This is a genomic window from Acidimicrobiales bacterium (assembly GCA_035536915.1).
Taxonomy (GTDB): domain Bacteria; phylum Actinomycetota; class Acidimicrobiia; order Acidimicrobiales; family JAHWLA01; genus JAHWLA01.
The window spans coordinates 135,368-150,934 of record DATLNE010000047.1; the positions used below are offsets into that span (position 1 = coordinate 135,368).

A 15,567-nucleotide genomic window follows, 5' to 3' on the forward strand; every position below is an offset into this window, starting at 1 on the left:
TTCACCCCATGAACCTTGCCTGGCGGCAGCGCGCAGCCTGCCGGGGCGTCGATCCGGACATCTTTTACCCGGTCTCCGACGAGGAGGCCGAGGCGGCCAAGGCCATCTGTGCCGAGTGCCCTGTCCGCGAGGCGTGCCTGGAGTATGCGCTGGCCAACCGCGAGCGCGATGGGGTGTGGGGCGGCGCCACCGAGCGTGAGCGCCGGCGCATCGTCCGTCAGCGCCGGAAGTCGGCCTGACGCCCCCACTAGCGTCCGGGGGATGGACTTCGAGCTGTCCCCTGAGCTGGCCGAGCTCCAAGCAACCGTCCGGCGCCTGGCGCAGGACAAGGTCAAGCCTCGCGCCCGGGAGATCGACGAGACCGGCGAGTACCCCCAGGACCTCTTCGAGGTCTTCCGCGACGCGGGCCTGCTCGGCCTGTGCATCCCGGCCGAACAGGGTGGCTCGGGCGCAGGCATCCTCGGGCTGACCATCGCCATCGAAGAGGTGGCCAAATACTCCAACACGGCCGCCCTCATGCTGCTGCTCACCCGGCTGCCCACCGGGCCGGTGATGATCGCGGGCTCCGAGGCCCAGAAGCAGCAGTACCTGCCCGGCATCGCCGACGGATCGCTGCGAGCGGCGTTCGGGCTGTCCGAGCCGCAGGCGGGGTCCGACGTCATGGGCATGCGCACCCGGGCCGAGCCCGACGGCGAGGGCGGCTGGGTGCTCAACGGCGTGAAGTGCTGGATGAGCGGGGTGGTGCAGGCCGACTGGTACACGGTGTTCGTCCGCACCTCGCCCGAACGGCGCCACGACGCGGTGACCGCCTTCATCGTCGAACGCGGCTGGGAGGGCGTGTCGGTGGGCTCGACCGACCGCAAGATGGGCGTGCGCGGCGTCGACACCGGCGAGCTGCTGCTCGAAGACGTCCGGGTGCCCGCCGAGAACGTCATCGGCGAGGTGGGCGGGTTCCGCCTGGCCATGCTCGGGCTCAACTCCATGCGCCCGATCGTGGCGGCCCGGGGCATCGGGCTGGCCGAAGGCGCCCTCATGTACGCCACCGAGTACGCCGAGCAGCGCTCGATGTTCGGCAAGACCGAGGCCGACTTCCAAGGCGTGCAGTGGGAGATCGCCAAGCTGGCCACCGAGATCGAAGCGGCCCGCCTGCTCACCTACCGGGCCGCGGCGCTGGCCGACGCGGGCAGGTTCACCAAGGAGTGGGTGCCCTACCTGTCGATGAGCAAGTACTACGCCACCGAGTTGGCGGTGCGGGCCAGCGGCATGGCTGTGCAGCTGCTCGGCGCCGCGGGCTACATGAAGGACCACATGACCGAGCTCTACTACCGCGACGCCCGCCAGCTCACCATCGTGGAGGGCACGACGCAGGTGCAGCTCGGGCTCATCGCCAAGGGTGTGCTCGACCGCGATCTCTGGTGGGATTGAGCCGTGAACGTGACGTTGGAGGAGCTCGGGGGCTGGCCTGCGGTGCTGGGGCCGTTGACCCGGGGAGAGGACCTGACCTCGGTGCAGGCGGCCGCCGCCTTGTCCGACATCTTGGAGGGCAACGCCACCTCGGCCCAGATCGCCGCCTTCGCCGTGGCCCTGCGCATGAAGGGCGAGACGGTGGAGGAGATGTCGGGGCTGGTGCGGGCCATGCTCGACTACGCCGAAGCGGTACCGCTCGGTCCCGGGGTCGACGTGGTCGACACGTGCGGCACCGGCGGCGACCGGTCGCACTCGATCAACGTTTCCACCATTGCCTCCTTCTTGGTGGCCGGCGCCGGGGCCAAGGTGTGCAAGCACGGCAACCGGGCGGCGTCGTCGGCGTCGGGCTCGGCCGACGTGCTCGAAGCGTTGGGTGTGGTCATCGACCTCGGCCCCGAGGGCGTGGCCCACTGCGTCGACGAGGTAGGCATCGGCTTCTGCCTGGCGCCCCGGTTCCACCCCGCCATGCGCCACGCCGTGCCGACGCGGCGAGAACTGGGCGTGCCCACGGTGTTCAACTTCTTGGGCCCGCTGGCCAACCCCGCTCGGCCCCGCCGCCAGGTGGTCGGGGTGAGCGACCCCGCCATGGCCGAGAAGATGCTCGGGGTACTGGAGGCCAACGGGGCGGTGCGGGCGTTGATCGTGCACGGCCACGACGGCCTCGACGAACTGACGGTGTCGACCACCTCGACCGTGCTCGACCTCGACAACGGCTCGGTGCGCACCTACGTGGTCGACCCGGCCTCGTTGGGCTTGGCCGTGTCGCCGGTGTCGGCCCTGCGGGGCGGTGACGCCTCCACCAACGCCTCGTTGGCCCGGGCCGTGCTCGACGGCGACCGCGGCCCGCACCGCGACGTGGTGCTGCTCAACGCGGCGGCGGGCGTGGTGGTCGCCGGGCTGGCCGTCGACCTGGTCGAGGGACTGGGCGTGGCGGAGCGGTCGTTGGATTCGGGTGCCGCCCGCGAGGCGCTCGACCGCCTGGTGCAGGTGTCGAAGGAGGCGGCGGGCGGGTAGGGCGGGAGGCGTGACCCGCCGCGCTGTCGCCGTCCTGATTGCTGCCGTGTTCGCACTGGGTGCGTGTAGTGGAGACGGCAGCGGCACGACGCCGACGTCGAGCGTGCCGAGCGGCGCCGACACCGGGGGCAAGACCCCGGGCGGCGCCGGCGGTGGCACCACGCCGTAAGTCGACAAGCCCGCTGGAGGGACCCCGAATGAGCGACATCACGCCCGACGAGACAGACGAAGACGCCAACGACATGAAGAACCCGCACGAGCACGCTGCGGGTGCAGGGGCGCCGGGAGCCAGCGGCCCCGGTGAGCCGGGGTTCGACGGCGACGTGCAGATCGGCGACGAGTGATTACGGGTTTCTGACGCCGGGTACCGCTCCCGCTGGTTGAGCAGCCCGCCGCTGATGGCCCGGGTCGGCTGCTGGATGCATCTCCCGGCTGGGCTGGACGTTCCATCAGCGGTCGGCTGCTCACCGTGTTCCTATGCGATCACGCTATGCGCGCCGCGGGCTTGCGGGGCTCGTATCGGGGGAGGCGGGGCAGCGGCCAGGCCAGCTCGCCCTCGCTCTCCACCAGCCGGAGGCGCGCCGCCTTGGTGTCGAGGTAGGAGGCCACGGCCATAAGCTCGTCGACCAGTTCGCGGGGGACGGGCCCGGTGAACTCGTTGTCGAACAGCAGCCCGCCGTCGGAGGTGCGCAGCAGGCGTCCCCGGTCGAGCACTGCGGTGCCTTCGCCCTCGATGGCCAAGGTGACGCGCCCCGCCCGGCGCAGGGCGTCGAGGCGGCGCTGCCGGGCGATGGCCCGTGAGAGGGCGGCCGCCCGTTCGCGCACCGAGGCGGCTTCTTCGTAGCGTTGGGCGGCGGCCAGGGCACGCATGCGGTCCTCCAGCGGTTGCAGGAGCAGCGACGGCTCGCGAGTGAGGCCGCGCACCACGGTGTCGACGGCTCTGCGGTAGTCGTCGTCGGCCACGTCGCCCGCACAGGGGCAGAGCGAGACGCCCAGTTGCGCGGGGGTGCAGGCGGCGGGCCGCGGCGTCTTGGTGGGCTTGCCCGTGCAGCGCCTGAGGGGCACGGCCGTCTCGATGGCCTCGGCCACCAGCTTGGCCGCCGACTGCGAGGCGAGGGGGCCGATGTAGAGGCAGCCGTCGTCGGCCTTGGGCACCCGCACGACGGACAGGCGGGGGAAGCGCTCGTCGAGGGTGAGCTTGAGGTAGGCGTACTTGCGCCACAGCTTTGCTTGGCGGTTGTAGCGGGGGGCGAGCTCGCCGATGAGGCGGACTTCGAGCACGCCCGCCTCCAGTTCGCCGGAGGTGACGATGTGGTCGATGGCGTGGGTCTCGCGCAGCAACGACCCGATCTTCCGGCGTTCGTCGCCGGTGAAATAGCTGCGCACCCGGCGGCGGAGGTCGACGGCCTTGCCCACATAGAGGACACGGCCGCCGGCGTCCTTGAACAGGTAGACGCCGGGCTTGCGCGGCAGCGCCGCAGCGAGCGGCAGCTTGGCCACCATGGGGTGGCCCTTGACCGTCGGCAGTTCGAGCAGGTCGTCGAGGGCGAGCACGCCGAGGGACCCCGCCCGCTCCAGCAGGGCGTGCAGCACCTCGCCAGTGGCCAGGGCGTCGTCGAGGGCGCGGTGGGTCGGCTTGTGGGCGACGCGGAAGTGCTGGGCGAGCGTGGACAGCTTGCAGTTGGGCACCTCGTCGCGCACCAGGCGGCGGGCCAGGGCGCAGGTGTCGACCGAACGGTTGGCCAGCTTCGGGCGGGAGGCGGCGGCCAAGGCGGCGTTGAGGAACGAGAGGTCGAAGCGGATGTTGTGGCCCACGATCACCGCGTCGCGGCAGAACTCCTGGAACGACGGCAGCACGCTGTCGATGCGAGGGGCGGGCAGCACCATGGCCTGGGTGATGCCCGTCAGGTAGGTGATCTCGGGCGGGATGGGGAGGTCGGGGTTCACCAGGGTCTGCAGGGTGCCGAGGCACTCGCCGCCCCGCAGCTTGACCGCGCCGATCTCGGTGATGGCGCAGTTGGCCGGTGATCCCCCCGTGGTCTCCAGGTCGACCACGACGAAGGTGACCTCCGCCAGCGGCGTTCCCAGGTCGTCGAACGACCGTTGCATGGGGGAGGACGGTAGGCGAACACACGTTCGCCTACAAGCACCATCCGTTATCCGAGGGCGTTGCCGATGAGGCCGAGGGGCGGCGCGCCGAGGGCGAGGAGCGACTCGTGGAAGCGGCGGTGGGTGTAGCGGACGCCCCATTGGGCCTTGGCCTCGTCGCGCAGTCGGCGAATCTCCATCTTCCCCCACGTGTAGCGGCCGTAGGTGGGGTCGTAACTGGCCCGGTGGGCCTCGCTGCGGGCTGCCGGGCCCTTGAGGAAGGCGTCTTCTTCGAAGCGGCGCACGGCGTCATCGATGGTCATGGTGCCGGTGTGGACGCCGAGGGCGGCGGCCAGGCGGGTCACGCGCACGAGGGCCTCGACGCACACGCCGATGGCGAACCGGGGGTCGTCGGCCCGGAAGCCTTCCTCCACGAAGAGCTCCTCGGCGTAGTGGGCCCAGCCCTCCACGAAGGCGTCGGAGAAGAGGCTGCGGCGTACGTCGCTGGTGAGGCCGCGCATTATGCGGCCGTGGGCGTAGTGGCCAGGCGTCACCTCGTGCACGGTGATGGCGGGCAGGGTGGTGCGGCTGAACACCGACAGCCACTCCTCCTGCTCGTCCTCCGGCCACGACGGGTCGGGCGGGGTGACGTAGTACCAACTGGGGGCGTCGGGCTCGTAGGGGGCCGACCACGACATCATGGCCATGGCCCAACGGCGCGATTCGGGGGCGGGGCCGACCAGGCACTCGCCGCCCAACTCGGGCAACAAGTCGCGCTCGTAGGTGAAGGCCGTGGCTTCGTCGATCTGCTGGCGGGCCTCGGCGTAGATGCCCTCGGGCTCGGGGTGGTCCTTGACCAGTTCGTCGACGAGGGCACGGGGATCCGCGCCCGAGCCGGGGCGGTAGCGCTCGCAGGCCTCGACGAGGAGGGCCTTGAGGCGGTCGCGTTCGACGTCGGCCTGGGTGGCCAGGCGGCCGAGGTCGACGGGCATGGCCTCGATGTCGCCCATGACGGCGGCCAGGTGCGCGGCGCCGAGGGCGGAGTCGGGATCGCCGTCGTTTGCGAATGTGCGGAGGTGGGCGACCAAGCGGGCGTGGGCGGCGAGGGCGGCCTCGTCGGTCACGCCGTTGGCCAGCCCCTCGGCGGCGGGGAGCAGGGCGGTGGCGACGTCCTTGGGCACCCGGTCGAGCGCCTCGATCGAGCCTGCGACGGCGTCGGGCCAGGCCGCCAGGTGCTTGCGCTTGGCCTTGTCGCGCTGGGCCTGCGGGGCGTAGTCGCGGTCGTAACAGGCGAGGTCGAGGTTGGCGATGTGGTGCATGGGGTTGCGCCGGTGTTCCTCGACGGTGGTGAAGTAGGTGCGCATGCCGTCCTCGAAGGCGGCCAGGTGGGCTTCGTCGTGGAGGTCGTCCTCGCGGGGGCCGTTGCCGAGCCGGCTCACGACGGCGGCGATGCCGGCGGGCGACATGTCCTGCACGTAACCGTCGTAGGTGTCGTGCCAGCCGGCGTACTCCCGGGCCTCGAAGACGAGCAGGTCGCACACCGCACGCACCCTGGGGTTCATGGGTGCCGAGAGTAGTGTTGGCGGTCGTGGACGCTCGTCGGTACCGCTGCACAGCGTGCGGCAACCTCACCCGTTTCGATGTCACCACGACCCGGCGCACCCGGGCCTTCCACCACTTCACGGTGGGCGGCGAGTTGACCGTGGAGGACGAGCAGGTGCTGTCCGAGGTGGTCGAGGACGTGTCGTGTCGGTGGTGCGGGTCGGGACGGTCGGTGGAGGAGCTCCGGGAGAGCGAGGTCTGAGCCCGGCTGCGCCTGCCGATGCGCTCTTGCGGGGCGCGTTGGAGGCGGCCTGGCTGGTGGCCAAGGCGGGGGAGCGGTCGGCGCCGCCTGTGCCTGCGCCCCGGCCGCTGCGGCCCTTGTTGGGCCACGCCCGCCTGATGCCGGCGGCGCTGGCGACCATCCGCCGGGTGCTCGACGACGATGCGGCGTTCCGGTCGCTGGTGGCGGCCGCGGTCGACGAGGACGCCGTGGGGCGGGCCGGGTGGCTGTTCCTGGCTCGGCCCGAAGGCTGGGAGGACGAGTTGGCGGCGTTGACCTCGGCCGCCTCCGAGGCCGCAGCTGCCGCGGGGGTCGACCGCGACGAACGGGCGGCGGTACGCCGTTTGCGCGGCGCCGAAGAAGCGCTGCGGCGGGCCGAGGAGGCGCTCGAAGAGGTCCGGGCGTCGGCGGCCCGAGCGGCCGACGAGCTAGCCCGGGAACGGGCGGCTCGGCGCGACGTCGAGGCAGAGGCGGCGCGGCTGGCCGAGCGGGTGCGTTCGTTGGAGGCGGCGCTGGCGTCGGCACGGGCTCGGGTGGCGGAGCTGGAGGCGCGTCCTGCTGCGGTGGTGGAAGTGGTGCCGGTGGTGCCGCCTGCCGCCGCCGAGGCGCTCGACCGAGCCGCCGCGGCGGTGCGCACGGCCGACGCCGCGCTGGCCGACGCGGTGGAGGTGGTGACGTCGTTCGTGCCTGCCGAGGCGCCGCCGGCCGCAGCGACTGCCCCACGGCCGGCGCGCCCGGCGCGGGCGGCGCGAGCGGCGCGACGCAAGCCTGCGCCGTTGCCCCCGGCCGTGTTCGAGGACTCGGCCGAGGCGGCCGAGCACTTGGTGCGCGTGCCGGGGGCGTTGTTGTTGGTCGACGGCTACAACGCCTCGCTGGCCTACCGGCCCGACCTGCCCATCCCCGAGCTACGGCGCCGGTTGGTGGATGCCGTCGACGAGTTGGTCGTGCGGACCGGCGTGGAGGCGCACGTGGTGTTCGATGGCGCCGATGTCGACGACGACCGGCCGGAGCGCACGGGCGGGCGCCGTCGGTCCGCCCGTGTCCTGTTCTCCCCGCCCGACGTCGAAGCCGACGACGTGATCCTCCGGCTGGCCGAGGCGGCGCCCGTCACGCGGGTCGTCGTCGTGGCGTCCAACGACCGGCGAGTGCAGGACGGCGCCCGGGAGCTAGGGGCGAACGTCATCTCCAGCACACAGCTGCTAGCTGCGTTGCGCCGCGAGCCGTAGCGCGTTCAACGGGGTGCGTCGGTCCTCTCGAAGCGAGCGAGCCCGCCGTCCTCGCACGTGAAGGCGTAGTGGTCGTTCCCCACCTGGGTGGTGCCCGAGAATGTGTCGCCGGGACCGCCGCCTCCCGAGCCGGAGGAACTGGACGGCGACACGATCCACCACGGTCCGCTGTTCGTCGAGACGCTCGACGTGCTGCACTCGACCACGGGTCCTTGGGCGACGGTGATCAGCACGAAGGCGAGGCCGACGGCCAGGGCCATGCCGGAGGCGATGCCGCGGACGCCGACAGCGAGGGCGGCCAGTCCTGCGAGCACGACGGCAACTGCGGGCATCGGGGCGGCGGGGAGCACGTAGGCGATCGCCAAGGCCGGGAGCACGCCGGCCGCCAGCATCCCCGGGCGGTCGAGGCCCGTCCACAGCCCGAGGAGGGCGACGGCGGCTGCCAACGCGGTGAAGGCCACCACGGGCCACGTCATGAAGCGGGCCGTCTCCCCGACGCGTGAGGCCGCCAAGGCGATGGCGGCCAGCAGCGCGGCGCCGACACCCGCACTGGCCGCGATCTTCACGGCTGCACGTTGCCCCACATCCGCCCCCCGCACCAATCGCTGCCCGGACGCGACAGACCCCCGTCCCCAGGGGTCGTTTGGGAACGGGGGTCTGACAAAGGCGCCGCGTGTGCGGCCCGTGGGGGCGCTACTGCGGCGGCAGGACGTTGCAGGCGGAGTCGGACGCGCTCTGGTCGTTGACCGTGATGCTGACGCTGTGGCAGACGGTGATCGACGGATCGGCCTGGGCCGCCGTGGCACCGATGCCCACCACGGCGACGATCCCGGCGCCTGCGGCGAGTAGAAGCTTCTTCATTGGTGGCTCCCCTTGCTAGGTGGAACGAACTGAACTGCCATGACAACGGCGGGGAGCCGGTGGCCTTACGGTCGAGGCCGAGGATTTTTTGGGCGCCGCCGTGCCCGTGGCCGGTTTTACTGTCACACCCCCTCGTCATCATGGGACTTCGACGGAAGGAGTCCTCCATGGGCGACGGCACCGCGATCACCATCAGTTGCGACGACTGCACGATGCAGGCCACCTCGGCATGCGACGACTGCGTCGTGTCGTTCATCTGCGGGCGTGAGCCCGACGAGGCCGTCATCATCGACGCCGCCGAGGCCAGGGCGGTGCGAATGCTGGCGGCTGCAGGGCTGGTTCCCGAGCTGCGTCATCGGCGGAGCGCGGGGTGATCGTGGCGTCGGGTCCGCGGTGGCCCTCGGGGCGGGTGCTACCTTCGCCGCAAAGCAGGCCCGAACGACGGGCCAGGTCCGCCGGGGGCCCGTGTGCAACAGCTCCATCTCGTCGGCTTCACCACCGACCTCGAGGGACTCATCTTCAGCGCCCGCAAAGGGGCCAAGTCCGGTGGCTACCTCGTCATGCTCGACGATCGGTTGCAAGCCACCATCGAGGACGCGCTCCGCCTTCGCAACGGCGACGACGATGCGTTCGACGACAACGACGACGGCAGCGCGCCCAGCGCCCGCCCGCGACGACCGAAGCCTCAGAGCACGCTCAGCCCCCGCGAGATCCAGGCTCGCTTGCGGGCGGGCAGCTCGATTGCCGAGATCGCCGAGGAAGCGGGCGTCGACGAGGAGTGGGTCGGACGGTTCGCCGCCCCGATCCTGGCCGAACAGGCCCAGGTGGTCGCCCGCGCTCGACGGCTGACGTTCGAGAAGCCCCGCCTCGGCCAGTCCGCCCTCGACCTGGGCGAGGCCGTGCGGTGGAACCTCGCCGATCGCGACATCCGTTTTCTCGACGACGACTTCGACGCGGCGTGGAGCGCCTACAACCTCCAGGGCACGTCGTGGGTCGTGCGCTTCCACTACGCCTCACGCGGGAAGCGCCAAACGGCTGAGTGGGAGGTCGACCTCCGCGAGAACGAACTGTTCGCGCGGAACCGAATCGCCTCCGACCTGGCCTACATAGACGCCACGCGACGGCGCCGCCGTCCGCCGGTGCTCGAGCCTTCGGCTCGGGAGACACCGGCGTCGGCCGGCACCCGCCGCGACTCGGCTCCCGCTGCTCCGCCGGCCCCGGCCGCCAAGCCCGCACCGCGGCTGCCCACGGCCGCGGTGGCCGGACGCGGCAGTGCAGGCAAGGCGGCCACGACCGGTCGGGGCAAGGCCACGGCTTCGTCCGCTCGCGGCGCTACGTCCACGTCGGCAGGGCGTGCGGCGCCGGCCAAGGCTGCAGCGCGGCCCGCGGCGAAGGCATCGCGCAAGGCGGCCAAGCCAACGCGCAAGGCGGCCAAGGCCACACCGGCCAAAGCCGCCGCACCCCGACGCGCCACGACTGCGGCCAAGGCGGCCAAGGCGGCCAAGTCCGTCAAGGCGGCCAAGGTGACGAAGGCCACCGGCACGCGCCGGGCGGCGGCGACCAAACGCGGGCGGGCGACGGCCACCAAGGCCGCCGCCAAGAAGCCCGCGCCCGAGCACCGAGGGACGGCCTCGGCGGCATCGCCGCCGTTGGAGATCGCCGAGCGTCGCAGCCACCTGGCTCGTCCGGCGTCGCCCATGAAGTCGGCCAACCCCGTTCCGCCCCGTCCGGGCGAGGAGGGCTTCCGGGTGATCGGCCGCCAAGCCGACGACGGGCGGGTGCGACTGCCCGCGCCCCGACCCGAGGCACTGGCGCCACGCCCCCGTCCGCCGGCACCAGCAGCGACGCCAACCCCTGAACCGGCGCCCGAGCGCCAAGCGCCGGCGCCTGCTCCGGCGCGCCCGCGTGCCGAGGCCCCCGCAGTCGAGCAGCAACCGCGACCGGCGGCTTCGGAACCGGCAGCCGCGGAGCCCGCCGCTGCCGCTGCCGCTGCCGCATCGCGTCCGCCGACGCCCGAGGAGCGGGTGGCCCGGCGCCTGGCGGCGCGCCAGAACGGCGGCGATGCAGGCCGCAGCGGCCGAGTTCGTCGTGCTGCTCCCGAACAGCCCGCCGAGTCGCACGAGCCCGTGTGGCACGGTCCCGGTTCGGGCGAGCCCGCGCCGGCGGTGCGCATTCGTGCCGACATGGCCGCGGCCACCGTCCGGCCCCACGACCACTCCGACGACGTGGCCGCCGAGCCGCCCGCCGCAGCTCCCCGCCGGCGGCGGGAGCGCCCGCTGCGCGCACGGTAGCCTCCACGGCCCATGGCCACCGGCCGTCGGCCCTCGACCGCCACCCTCGACTCCGACCCCGCCGCGCTGGCCGACGAGCTGTGCGCGTTAGGGCGCGCCGCGGGCCTCGATGCAGTCGGCATCGCAGGCGCCCACCCGTTCGACCGAGCCCGCCGCGCTCTCGAGGAGCGCAAGGCGGCGGGCCTTCACGGCGGCATGCACTTCACCTACGGCAACCCCGTCCGCGCCACCGACCCGTCGCGCTCCGTGCCCGGCGCCCAGGCGCTGGTGGTCGGCGCCCGGGCCTACCGACGAGCGCCCGCGGGGGAGCGCCCGCCCAACGCGGCAGCAGTGGCGGCGTATTCGTGGCGCGATCACTACGCCCCGCTGCGCGATGCCCTCGCCGTCGTCGCCGACCGCCTCCGCGCCGACGGCTGGCAGGCCAAGGTGCTGGTCGACGACAACGCCCTCGTCGACCGGGAGGCCGCCTACCGGGCGGGCATCGGCTGGTTCGGCAAGAACGCCAACCTGCTGATCCCCGGCGCGGGCTCCTGGTTCGTGCTCGGCTCCGTCGTCACCGATGCACCGCTCCCGGCCGACGCCGCCGACGCGCCGGTGGCCGACGGCTGCGGCACCTGCACCCGCTGCATGCCCGCCTGCCCGACTGGCGCCTTGGTCGCACCCGGCGTGCTCGACGCCCGCCGGTGCCTGGCGTGGTTGTTGGAGGCGCCCGGCGACTTCCCGGTCGAGCACCGGGCCGCCCTCGGCGGCCGTATCTACGGCTGCGACGAATGCCAAGAGGCATGCCCGCCCAACCGGGCCGCCGACCGCCACCATCCCCCGCCGCCCGCCGAGCCCGACGCCGAGCCGTGGGTCGACCTGGTGGACCTGCTCGACAACGACGACGGCACGCTCCTGGCCCGCTTCGGCCGCTGGTACGTGCCCCGCCGCGACCCCCGCTACCTCCGGCGCAATGCCCTCGTGGCGCTGGGCAACGTCGGTGACCCCGCCGACCCCGGCGTCCGTCGTGTGGTCCACGCCGCCCGCACCGGCGACGACCCAATGCTCCGCGAACACGCCGACTGGGCCGCTGCCCACCTCGGCCTGTGACCCACCTTCTCGTCACCAACGACTTCCCGCCCAAGGTGGGCGGCATCCAGTCGTACCTGTGGGAACTGTGGCGCCGCCTGCCACCGGAGCGCACCGTCGTGCTCACCACCGCCTACCCGGGCGCAGCCGTTTGGGACGCCACCCAACCGTTCCGCGTGGTGCGCTCCCGGCACCGGGTGCTGCTGCCCACGCCCGCCACCCGCCGCCACATCGAGCAGGTAGCCGCCGAGGTCGACGCCAAGGTCGTCGTGCTCGACCCGGCCTTGCCCCTCGGGCTCGTCGGCCCGCAGCTCGACCGTCGCTACGCCGTCGTGCTCCACGGCGCCGAAGTCACTGTGCCGGGCCGCCTCCCCGCCACCAGACAACTCCTGCGCCGGGTGGTGGCGGGCGCCGAGCACGTCATCGCTGCGGGCGGCTACCCGGCCGCCGAAGCCCGCCACGCCACCGACGACGACGCCATGCCGCCGACCACCGTCGTCCCCCCGGGCGTCGACACCGACCGCTTCCGCCCCCTCGACCCCGACGCACGCCGCCAGGCCCGGCACAGCCTCGGTGTCGCCGACGACGAGCACCTGGTGGTGAGCATGAGCAGGCTCGTCCCCCGCAAGGGCATGGACGTGCTCATCGACGCCGCTGCCCGCCTCGACGACCGCCTCGTCGTCCTCATCGCGGGCAGCGGCCGCGACCGCGCCCGGCTGGAACGCCGCGCCGCCGCCAAACGAGCGCCCGTCCGGTTTCTCGGTCGCGTGCCCGACGACGACCTGCCCACCCTGCTGGGCGCGGCGGACGTGTTCGCCATGCTCTGCCGCAACCGGTGGGCGGGCCTGGAACAAGAGGGCTTCGGCATCGTCTTCTTGGAGGCGGCGGCCTGCGGCATCCCCCAGGTCGCAGGCGACAGCGGTGGTGCCGCCGAGGCCGTGGTCGACGGCGAAACCGGCCTCGTCGTGCGCCGGCCCGCTGACCCCGGCGACGTCGCCGCCGCCCTCCATCGCCTCCTGGGCGACGACGACCTGCGCCACCGCATGGGTGAACGTGCCCGCCGACGGGCCGTCACCGAGTTCGACTACGACCTCCTCGCCGCCCGCCTCGACGCCGCCCTGCGCGACCTGGAAGCGTGACCGCCGTGCCGCAACAGGGAGACGCCGACTCCGACGCCGCCCCTGGCGAGGCCATCGTGCGGGTGTCGTGGATCGGCACCGCCGCCTTCGGCGTCACCAGCGCACTCGGGGCCGCCGTCGCCGCCCTCGACGTGGTGGCGCTCGTCGTCGCCCTCGCCATGTTCGCGGCGGGCACCGTCGCCTTCTTCCTGGCCTTCGCCCAAGCCGTCGCCCGCAGTCGCACCGAGCAAGTCGGCATCCTCAGCCTGTTCTTCCTCGAAGGCCGTGTCGCACCCAAGCCGGTGCGCCGCCTCCTGCTCGGCTCCTTCCTCGTGGAGATCGCCGTGGCCGTGGCCGTCGCCGCCGTCCGCCCCAACACCAGCCTGGCCTTCGGCATCCTGGCCCCCGTCTACGGCCTCGCCCTGGCAGGCCTGTGGGGCGCCCGCCACGGCGTCTTCCCCGAGCGGGTCCAAAAGCGGTGACTAGCATCGCTTCCTTGTGCGGTGGCTCCCGATCCTCATCGGCTTGGAGTTCCCGGCCCTCTTGGCGCTGCTCGACTGCGCCAACCGGCCGGAGCACCACTTCGAGGGTGGCGCCGCCGACAAACGGGCATGGCGCCGGTGGCTGCTCGTCGGCGTCGCCGGCGCGTGGATGCTCTGGGGCAACGGCATCGTGCTGGGCTATTACTACGCGGTCGTGAAACGCAACAGCCCGGCCGGGTACTGACGGGAAGAGGAGACGTGGCCGACCAGGCGACCGAGCACATGTTCATGAAGGCGCCGCCCGAGCGCTGCTACGAGGTCGTGCTCGACTTCGAGCGCTACCCGGAGTGGGTCGCCGACATCAAGCACGTCGAGGTCCTCCAGCGCGACGACCAGGACCGCGGCACCAAGGTCGCCTTCCGGGCCGCGGCCATGGGGCGGAGCACCTCCTACACCCTGGCCTACGACTACTCCCAAGCGCCCCGCGAGATCTCCTGGGTCCTGGAGCGGGGCGACATCACCCGCCGCCTCGACGGCACCTACGTCTTCGAAGCCACCGACGACGGCGACGGCGACGGCGACGGCACCGAGGTCACCTACCACCTGGCTGTCGAACTGGTCGTGCCCCTGCCCGCCTTCATCAAGTCGCGGGCCGAGGGCCGCATCATCGGCAACGCCCTGCGCGAGCTCAAGGCCCGGGTCGAGTCCGGCTAGTGCGCATCCTCCTGTTCACCGGCAAGGGCGGCGTGGGCAAGACCAGCGTGGCCGCGGCCACCGCCCTGCGTTGTGCCGATGCGGGCCTGCGCACCCTGGTGCTCTCCACCGACCCGGCCCACTCCCTGGCCGACTCCTTCGACCGCCACCTCGGCGCCGACCCCACCGCGGTAGTCGACCGCCTCTACGGCCAGCAGCTCGACGCCACCGAACGCCTCGAAGAGGTCTGGGGCGAGGTGCAGGGCTACCTCATGGAGGTGCTCGACTGGGCGGGCCTCGATGCCATCGAAGCCGAAGAGCTGTCGGTCGTGCCCGGCCTCGATGAGGTGTTCAGCCTCTCCGACATCAAGGTCCACGCCGACAGCGGCGCTTGGGACGTCATCGTCGTCGACTGCGCGCCCACGGCCGAGACCATCCGGCTGCTCAGCCTCCCCGACATCCTGTCGTGGTACATGGACCGCATCTTCCCGGTCAGCCGCAAGGTGACCAAGATCGTGCGGCCGCTGCTGCGCACCGTCACCAACATGCCGGTGGCGGGCGACGACGTGTTCGACGCCACCCGTCGCTTCTACGACCGCCTCGACGGCGTGCGCGAGCTGCTCACCGACCCGGCGCAGACGAGCGTGCGCCTGGTGGTCAACCCGGAGCGCATGGTCATCGCCGAGGCCCGTCGCACGGCCACCTACCTGTCGTTGTTCGGCTACCGGGTCGACGCCGTGGTGGCCAACCGGCTGCTGCCCGAGGCCATCACCGACCCGTGGTTCAAGGCATGGAAGGAAGCGCACGCCGAGCACCTCGCCACCATCGAGGACGGCTTCGCGCCGCTGCCCGTGCTCAAGGCCGAGCTCGCTTCCGAGGAACTGGTAGGCGTCGACCGCCTGCGCCGCTTCGCCGACGACGTGTACGGCGACCTCGACCCCACCGCCGTGCTGCACCACGGCAGGCCGCTGCGGGTGGAGAAGCGGGGCGCGCAGCACATCCTCGCCTTGGAGCTGCCCTTCGCCGACCGCGACGAGCTCGATGTGGGCCGCCGCGACGACGAGCTACTGGTGCGGGTCGGCCCCCACCGCCGCGCCATCGTGCTGCCCGACTCGTTGCGCCGCCGCCAGGTGACGGGAGCGGCGTTCCGCGACGACTGGCTGGAGATCGCTTTCGAGGAGGTCGCACCGTGAACGAGGAACGGGCCCAAGAGGCCGTCGAGCACCTGCAGGCCGCAGCCCGGGAGATGATCGCGGCGGCCCGCGCCCTGCTCGACGTGGCCGAGGACCTGGTGGCCGACCCCGCCCCGCTGCTCGCCGTGGTCTCGGCGCTGGGCGACCTGGTGCCGCGGCCCAAGGCGCCCGAAGCGGACGAGACGCCCGTTCCGACCTCGAAAGTCCAACGAATTCGCGTTTCGTAACCTGATTGGCGCTAGGG

The 15,567-nt window shown here is 72.6% G+C and carries 20 protein-coding genes; 16 read left to right on the plus strand and 4 right to left on the minus strand.

The features are described from left to right. Positions 1 to 8: 8 nt before the first annotated feature. Genes VM938_14965 through VM938_14985 form a run of 5 tightly spaced genes read left to right on the plus strand, consistent with a single transcriptional unit; the run spans position 9 to position 2,825 of the window. Positions 9 to 239 (plus strand): WhiB family transcriptional regulator, encoded by a 231-nt coding sequence (locus VM938_14965; GenBank protein HVF76334.1) that lies wholly within the window; start codon positions 9 to 11, stop codon positions 237 to 239. Positions 240 to 261: 22 nt separating this feature from the next. Further along, positions 262 to 1,425 (plus strand): acyl-CoA dehydrogenase family protein, encoded by a 1,164-nt coding sequence (locus tag VM938_14970; protein ID HVF76335.1) that lies wholly within the window; start codon positions 262 to 264, stop codon positions 1,423 to 1,425. A gap of 3 nt (positions 1,426 to 1,428) precedes the next feature. After that, positions 1,429 to 2,481: an anthranilate phosphoribosyltransferase gene (trpD, locus tag VM938_14975; GenBank protein ID HVF76336.1), complete on the plus strand. Its 1,053-nt coding sequence runs from the start codon at positions 1,429 to 1,431 to the stop codon at positions 2,479 to 2,481. Positions 2,482 to 2,491: 10 nt separating this feature from the next. Further along, a complete protein-coding gene (locus tag VM938_14980; GenBank protein HVF76337.1) occupies positions 2,492 to 2,650 on the plus strand; it encodes a hypothetical protein in 159 nt (52 codons plus the stop codon). Between the two features lie 28 nt (positions 2,651 to 2,678). Then, positions 2,679 to 2,825, plus strand: a complete 147-nt coding sequence (locus VM938_14985) for a hypothetical protein (GenBank protein HVF76338.1) — start codon at positions 2,679 to 2,681, stop codon at positions 2,823 to 2,825. A gap of 139 nt (positions 2,826 to 2,964) precedes the next feature. Here VM938_14985 and VM938_14990 read toward each other — a convergent pair whose 3' ends face one another. After that, the gene (locus tag VM938_14990; protein ID HVF76339.1) at positions 2,965 to 4,590 is read right to left on the minus strand and encodes a DEDD exonuclease domain-containing protein; all 1,626 of its coding nucleotides are present in this window, start codon (positions 4,588 to 4,590) and stop codon (positions 2,965 to 2,967) included. Between the two features lie 47 nt (positions 4,591 to 4,637). Beyond that, positions 4,638 to 6,131, minus strand: coding sequence for a DUF885 family protein (locus VM938_14995; GenBank protein HVF76340.1), 1,494 nt, complete (start codon positions 6,129 to 6,131; stop codon positions 4,638 to 4,640). 26 nt (positions 6,132 to 6,157) lie between these two features. On the opposite strand from VM938_14995, the gene VM938_15000 reads away from it, so the two are divergent. Then, positions 6,158 to 6,373, plus strand: a complete 216-nt coding sequence (locus VM938_15000; GenBank protein ID HVF76341.1) for a hypothetical protein — start codon at positions 6,158 to 6,160, stop codon at positions 6,371 to 6,373. 26 nt (positions 6,374 to 6,399) lie between these two features. Beyond that, positions 6,400 to 7,617 carry an NYN domain-containing protein gene (locus tag VM938_15005; protein HVF76342.1) on the plus strand — a complete coding sequence of 406 codons (1,218 nt, stop codon included), beginning with the start codon at positions 6,400 to 6,402 and terminating at the stop codon, positions 7,615 to 7,617. Positions 7,618 to 7,622: 5 nt separating this feature from the next. Here the strand turns inward: VM938_15005 and VM938_15010 are convergent, their stop codons facing one another. After that, the gene (locus tag VM938_15010) at positions 7,623 to 8,183 is read right to left on the minus strand and encodes a hypothetical protein (GenBank protein HVF76343.1); all 561 of its coding nucleotides are present in this window, start codon (positions 8,181 to 8,183) and stop codon (positions 7,623 to 7,625) included. 127 nt (positions 8,184 to 8,310) lie between these two features. After that, positions 8,311 to 8,478, minus strand: coding sequence for a hypothetical protein (locus tag VM938_15015; protein HVF76344.1), 168 nt, complete (start codon positions 8,476 to 8,478; stop codon positions 8,311 to 8,313). 167 nt (positions 8,479 to 8,645) lie between these two features. Here VM938_15015 and VM938_15020 point away from each other — a divergent pair, with 167 nt between their 5' ends. The 9 genes from VM938_15020 to VM938_15060 all read left to right on the plus strand — a co-directional run bounded on the left by VM938_15020 (position 8,646) and on the right by VM938_15060 (position 15,550). Continuing rightward, entirely contained in the window at positions 8,646 to 8,852 is a 207-nt protein-coding gene (locus VM938_15020) for a hypothetical protein (GenBank protein ID HVF76345.1), read from the plus strand. A gap of 93 nt (positions 8,853 to 8,945) precedes the next feature. Further along, complete coding sequence (gene sepH / locus VM938_15025) at positions 8,946 to 10,769, plus strand: septation protein SepH (protein ID HVF76346.1); 1,824 nt, start codon at positions 8,946 to 8,948, stop codon at positions 10,767 to 10,769. Positions 10,770 to 10,781: 12 nt separating this feature from the next. Next, positions 10,782 to 11,858: a tRNA epoxyqueuosine(34) reductase QueG gene (queG, locus tag VM938_15030; GenBank protein ID HVF76347.1), complete on the plus strand. Its 1,077-nt coding sequence runs from the start codon at positions 10,782 to 10,784 to the stop codon at positions 11,856 to 11,858. Then, complete coding sequence (locus tag VM938_15035; protein HVF76348.1) at positions 11,855 to 12,976, plus strand: glycosyltransferase family 4 protein; 1,122 nt, start codon at positions 11,855 to 11,857, stop codon at positions 12,974 to 12,976. Before queG ends, VM938_15035 begins: the two co-directional genes overlap by 4 nt. A gap of 5 nt (positions 12,977 to 12,981) precedes the next feature. Next, positions 12,982 to 13,437, plus strand: a complete 456-nt coding sequence (locus VM938_15040) for a hypothetical protein (GenBank protein HVF76349.1) — start codon at positions 12,982 to 12,984, stop codon at positions 13,435 to 13,437. Between the two features lie 16 nt (positions 13,438 to 13,453). Continuing rightward, positions 13,454 to 13,681 carry a hypothetical protein gene (locus VM938_15045; GenBank protein ID HVF76350.1) on the plus strand — a complete coding sequence of 76 codons (228 nt, stop codon included), beginning with the start codon at positions 13,454 to 13,456 and terminating at the stop codon, positions 13,679 to 13,681. Between the two features lie 14 nt (positions 13,682 to 13,695). Next, positions 13,696 to 14,151 (plus strand): SRPBCC family protein, encoded by a 456-nt coding sequence (locus VM938_15050; protein HVF76351.1) that lies wholly within the window; start codon positions 13,696 to 13,698, stop codon positions 14,149 to 14,151. Continuing rightward, the gene (locus VM938_15055; protein ID HVF76352.1) at positions 14,151 to 15,323 is read left to right on the plus strand and encodes a TRC40/GET3/ArsA family transport-energizing ATPase; all 1,173 of its coding nucleotides are present in this window, start codon (positions 14,151 to 14,153) and stop codon (positions 15,321 to 15,323) included. Before VM938_15050 ends, VM938_15055 begins: the two co-directional genes overlap by 1 nt. Continuing rightward, positions 15,320 to 15,550 carry a hypothetical protein gene (locus VM938_15060; GenBank protein HVF76353.1) on the plus strand — a complete coding sequence of 77 codons (231 nt, stop codon included), beginning with the start codon at positions 15,320 to 15,322 and terminating at the stop codon, positions 15,548 to 15,550. The genes VM938_15055 and VM938_15060 overlap by 4 nt, the downstream gene beginning before the upstream one ends. Positions 15,551 to 15,567: the final 17 nt, after the last annotated feature.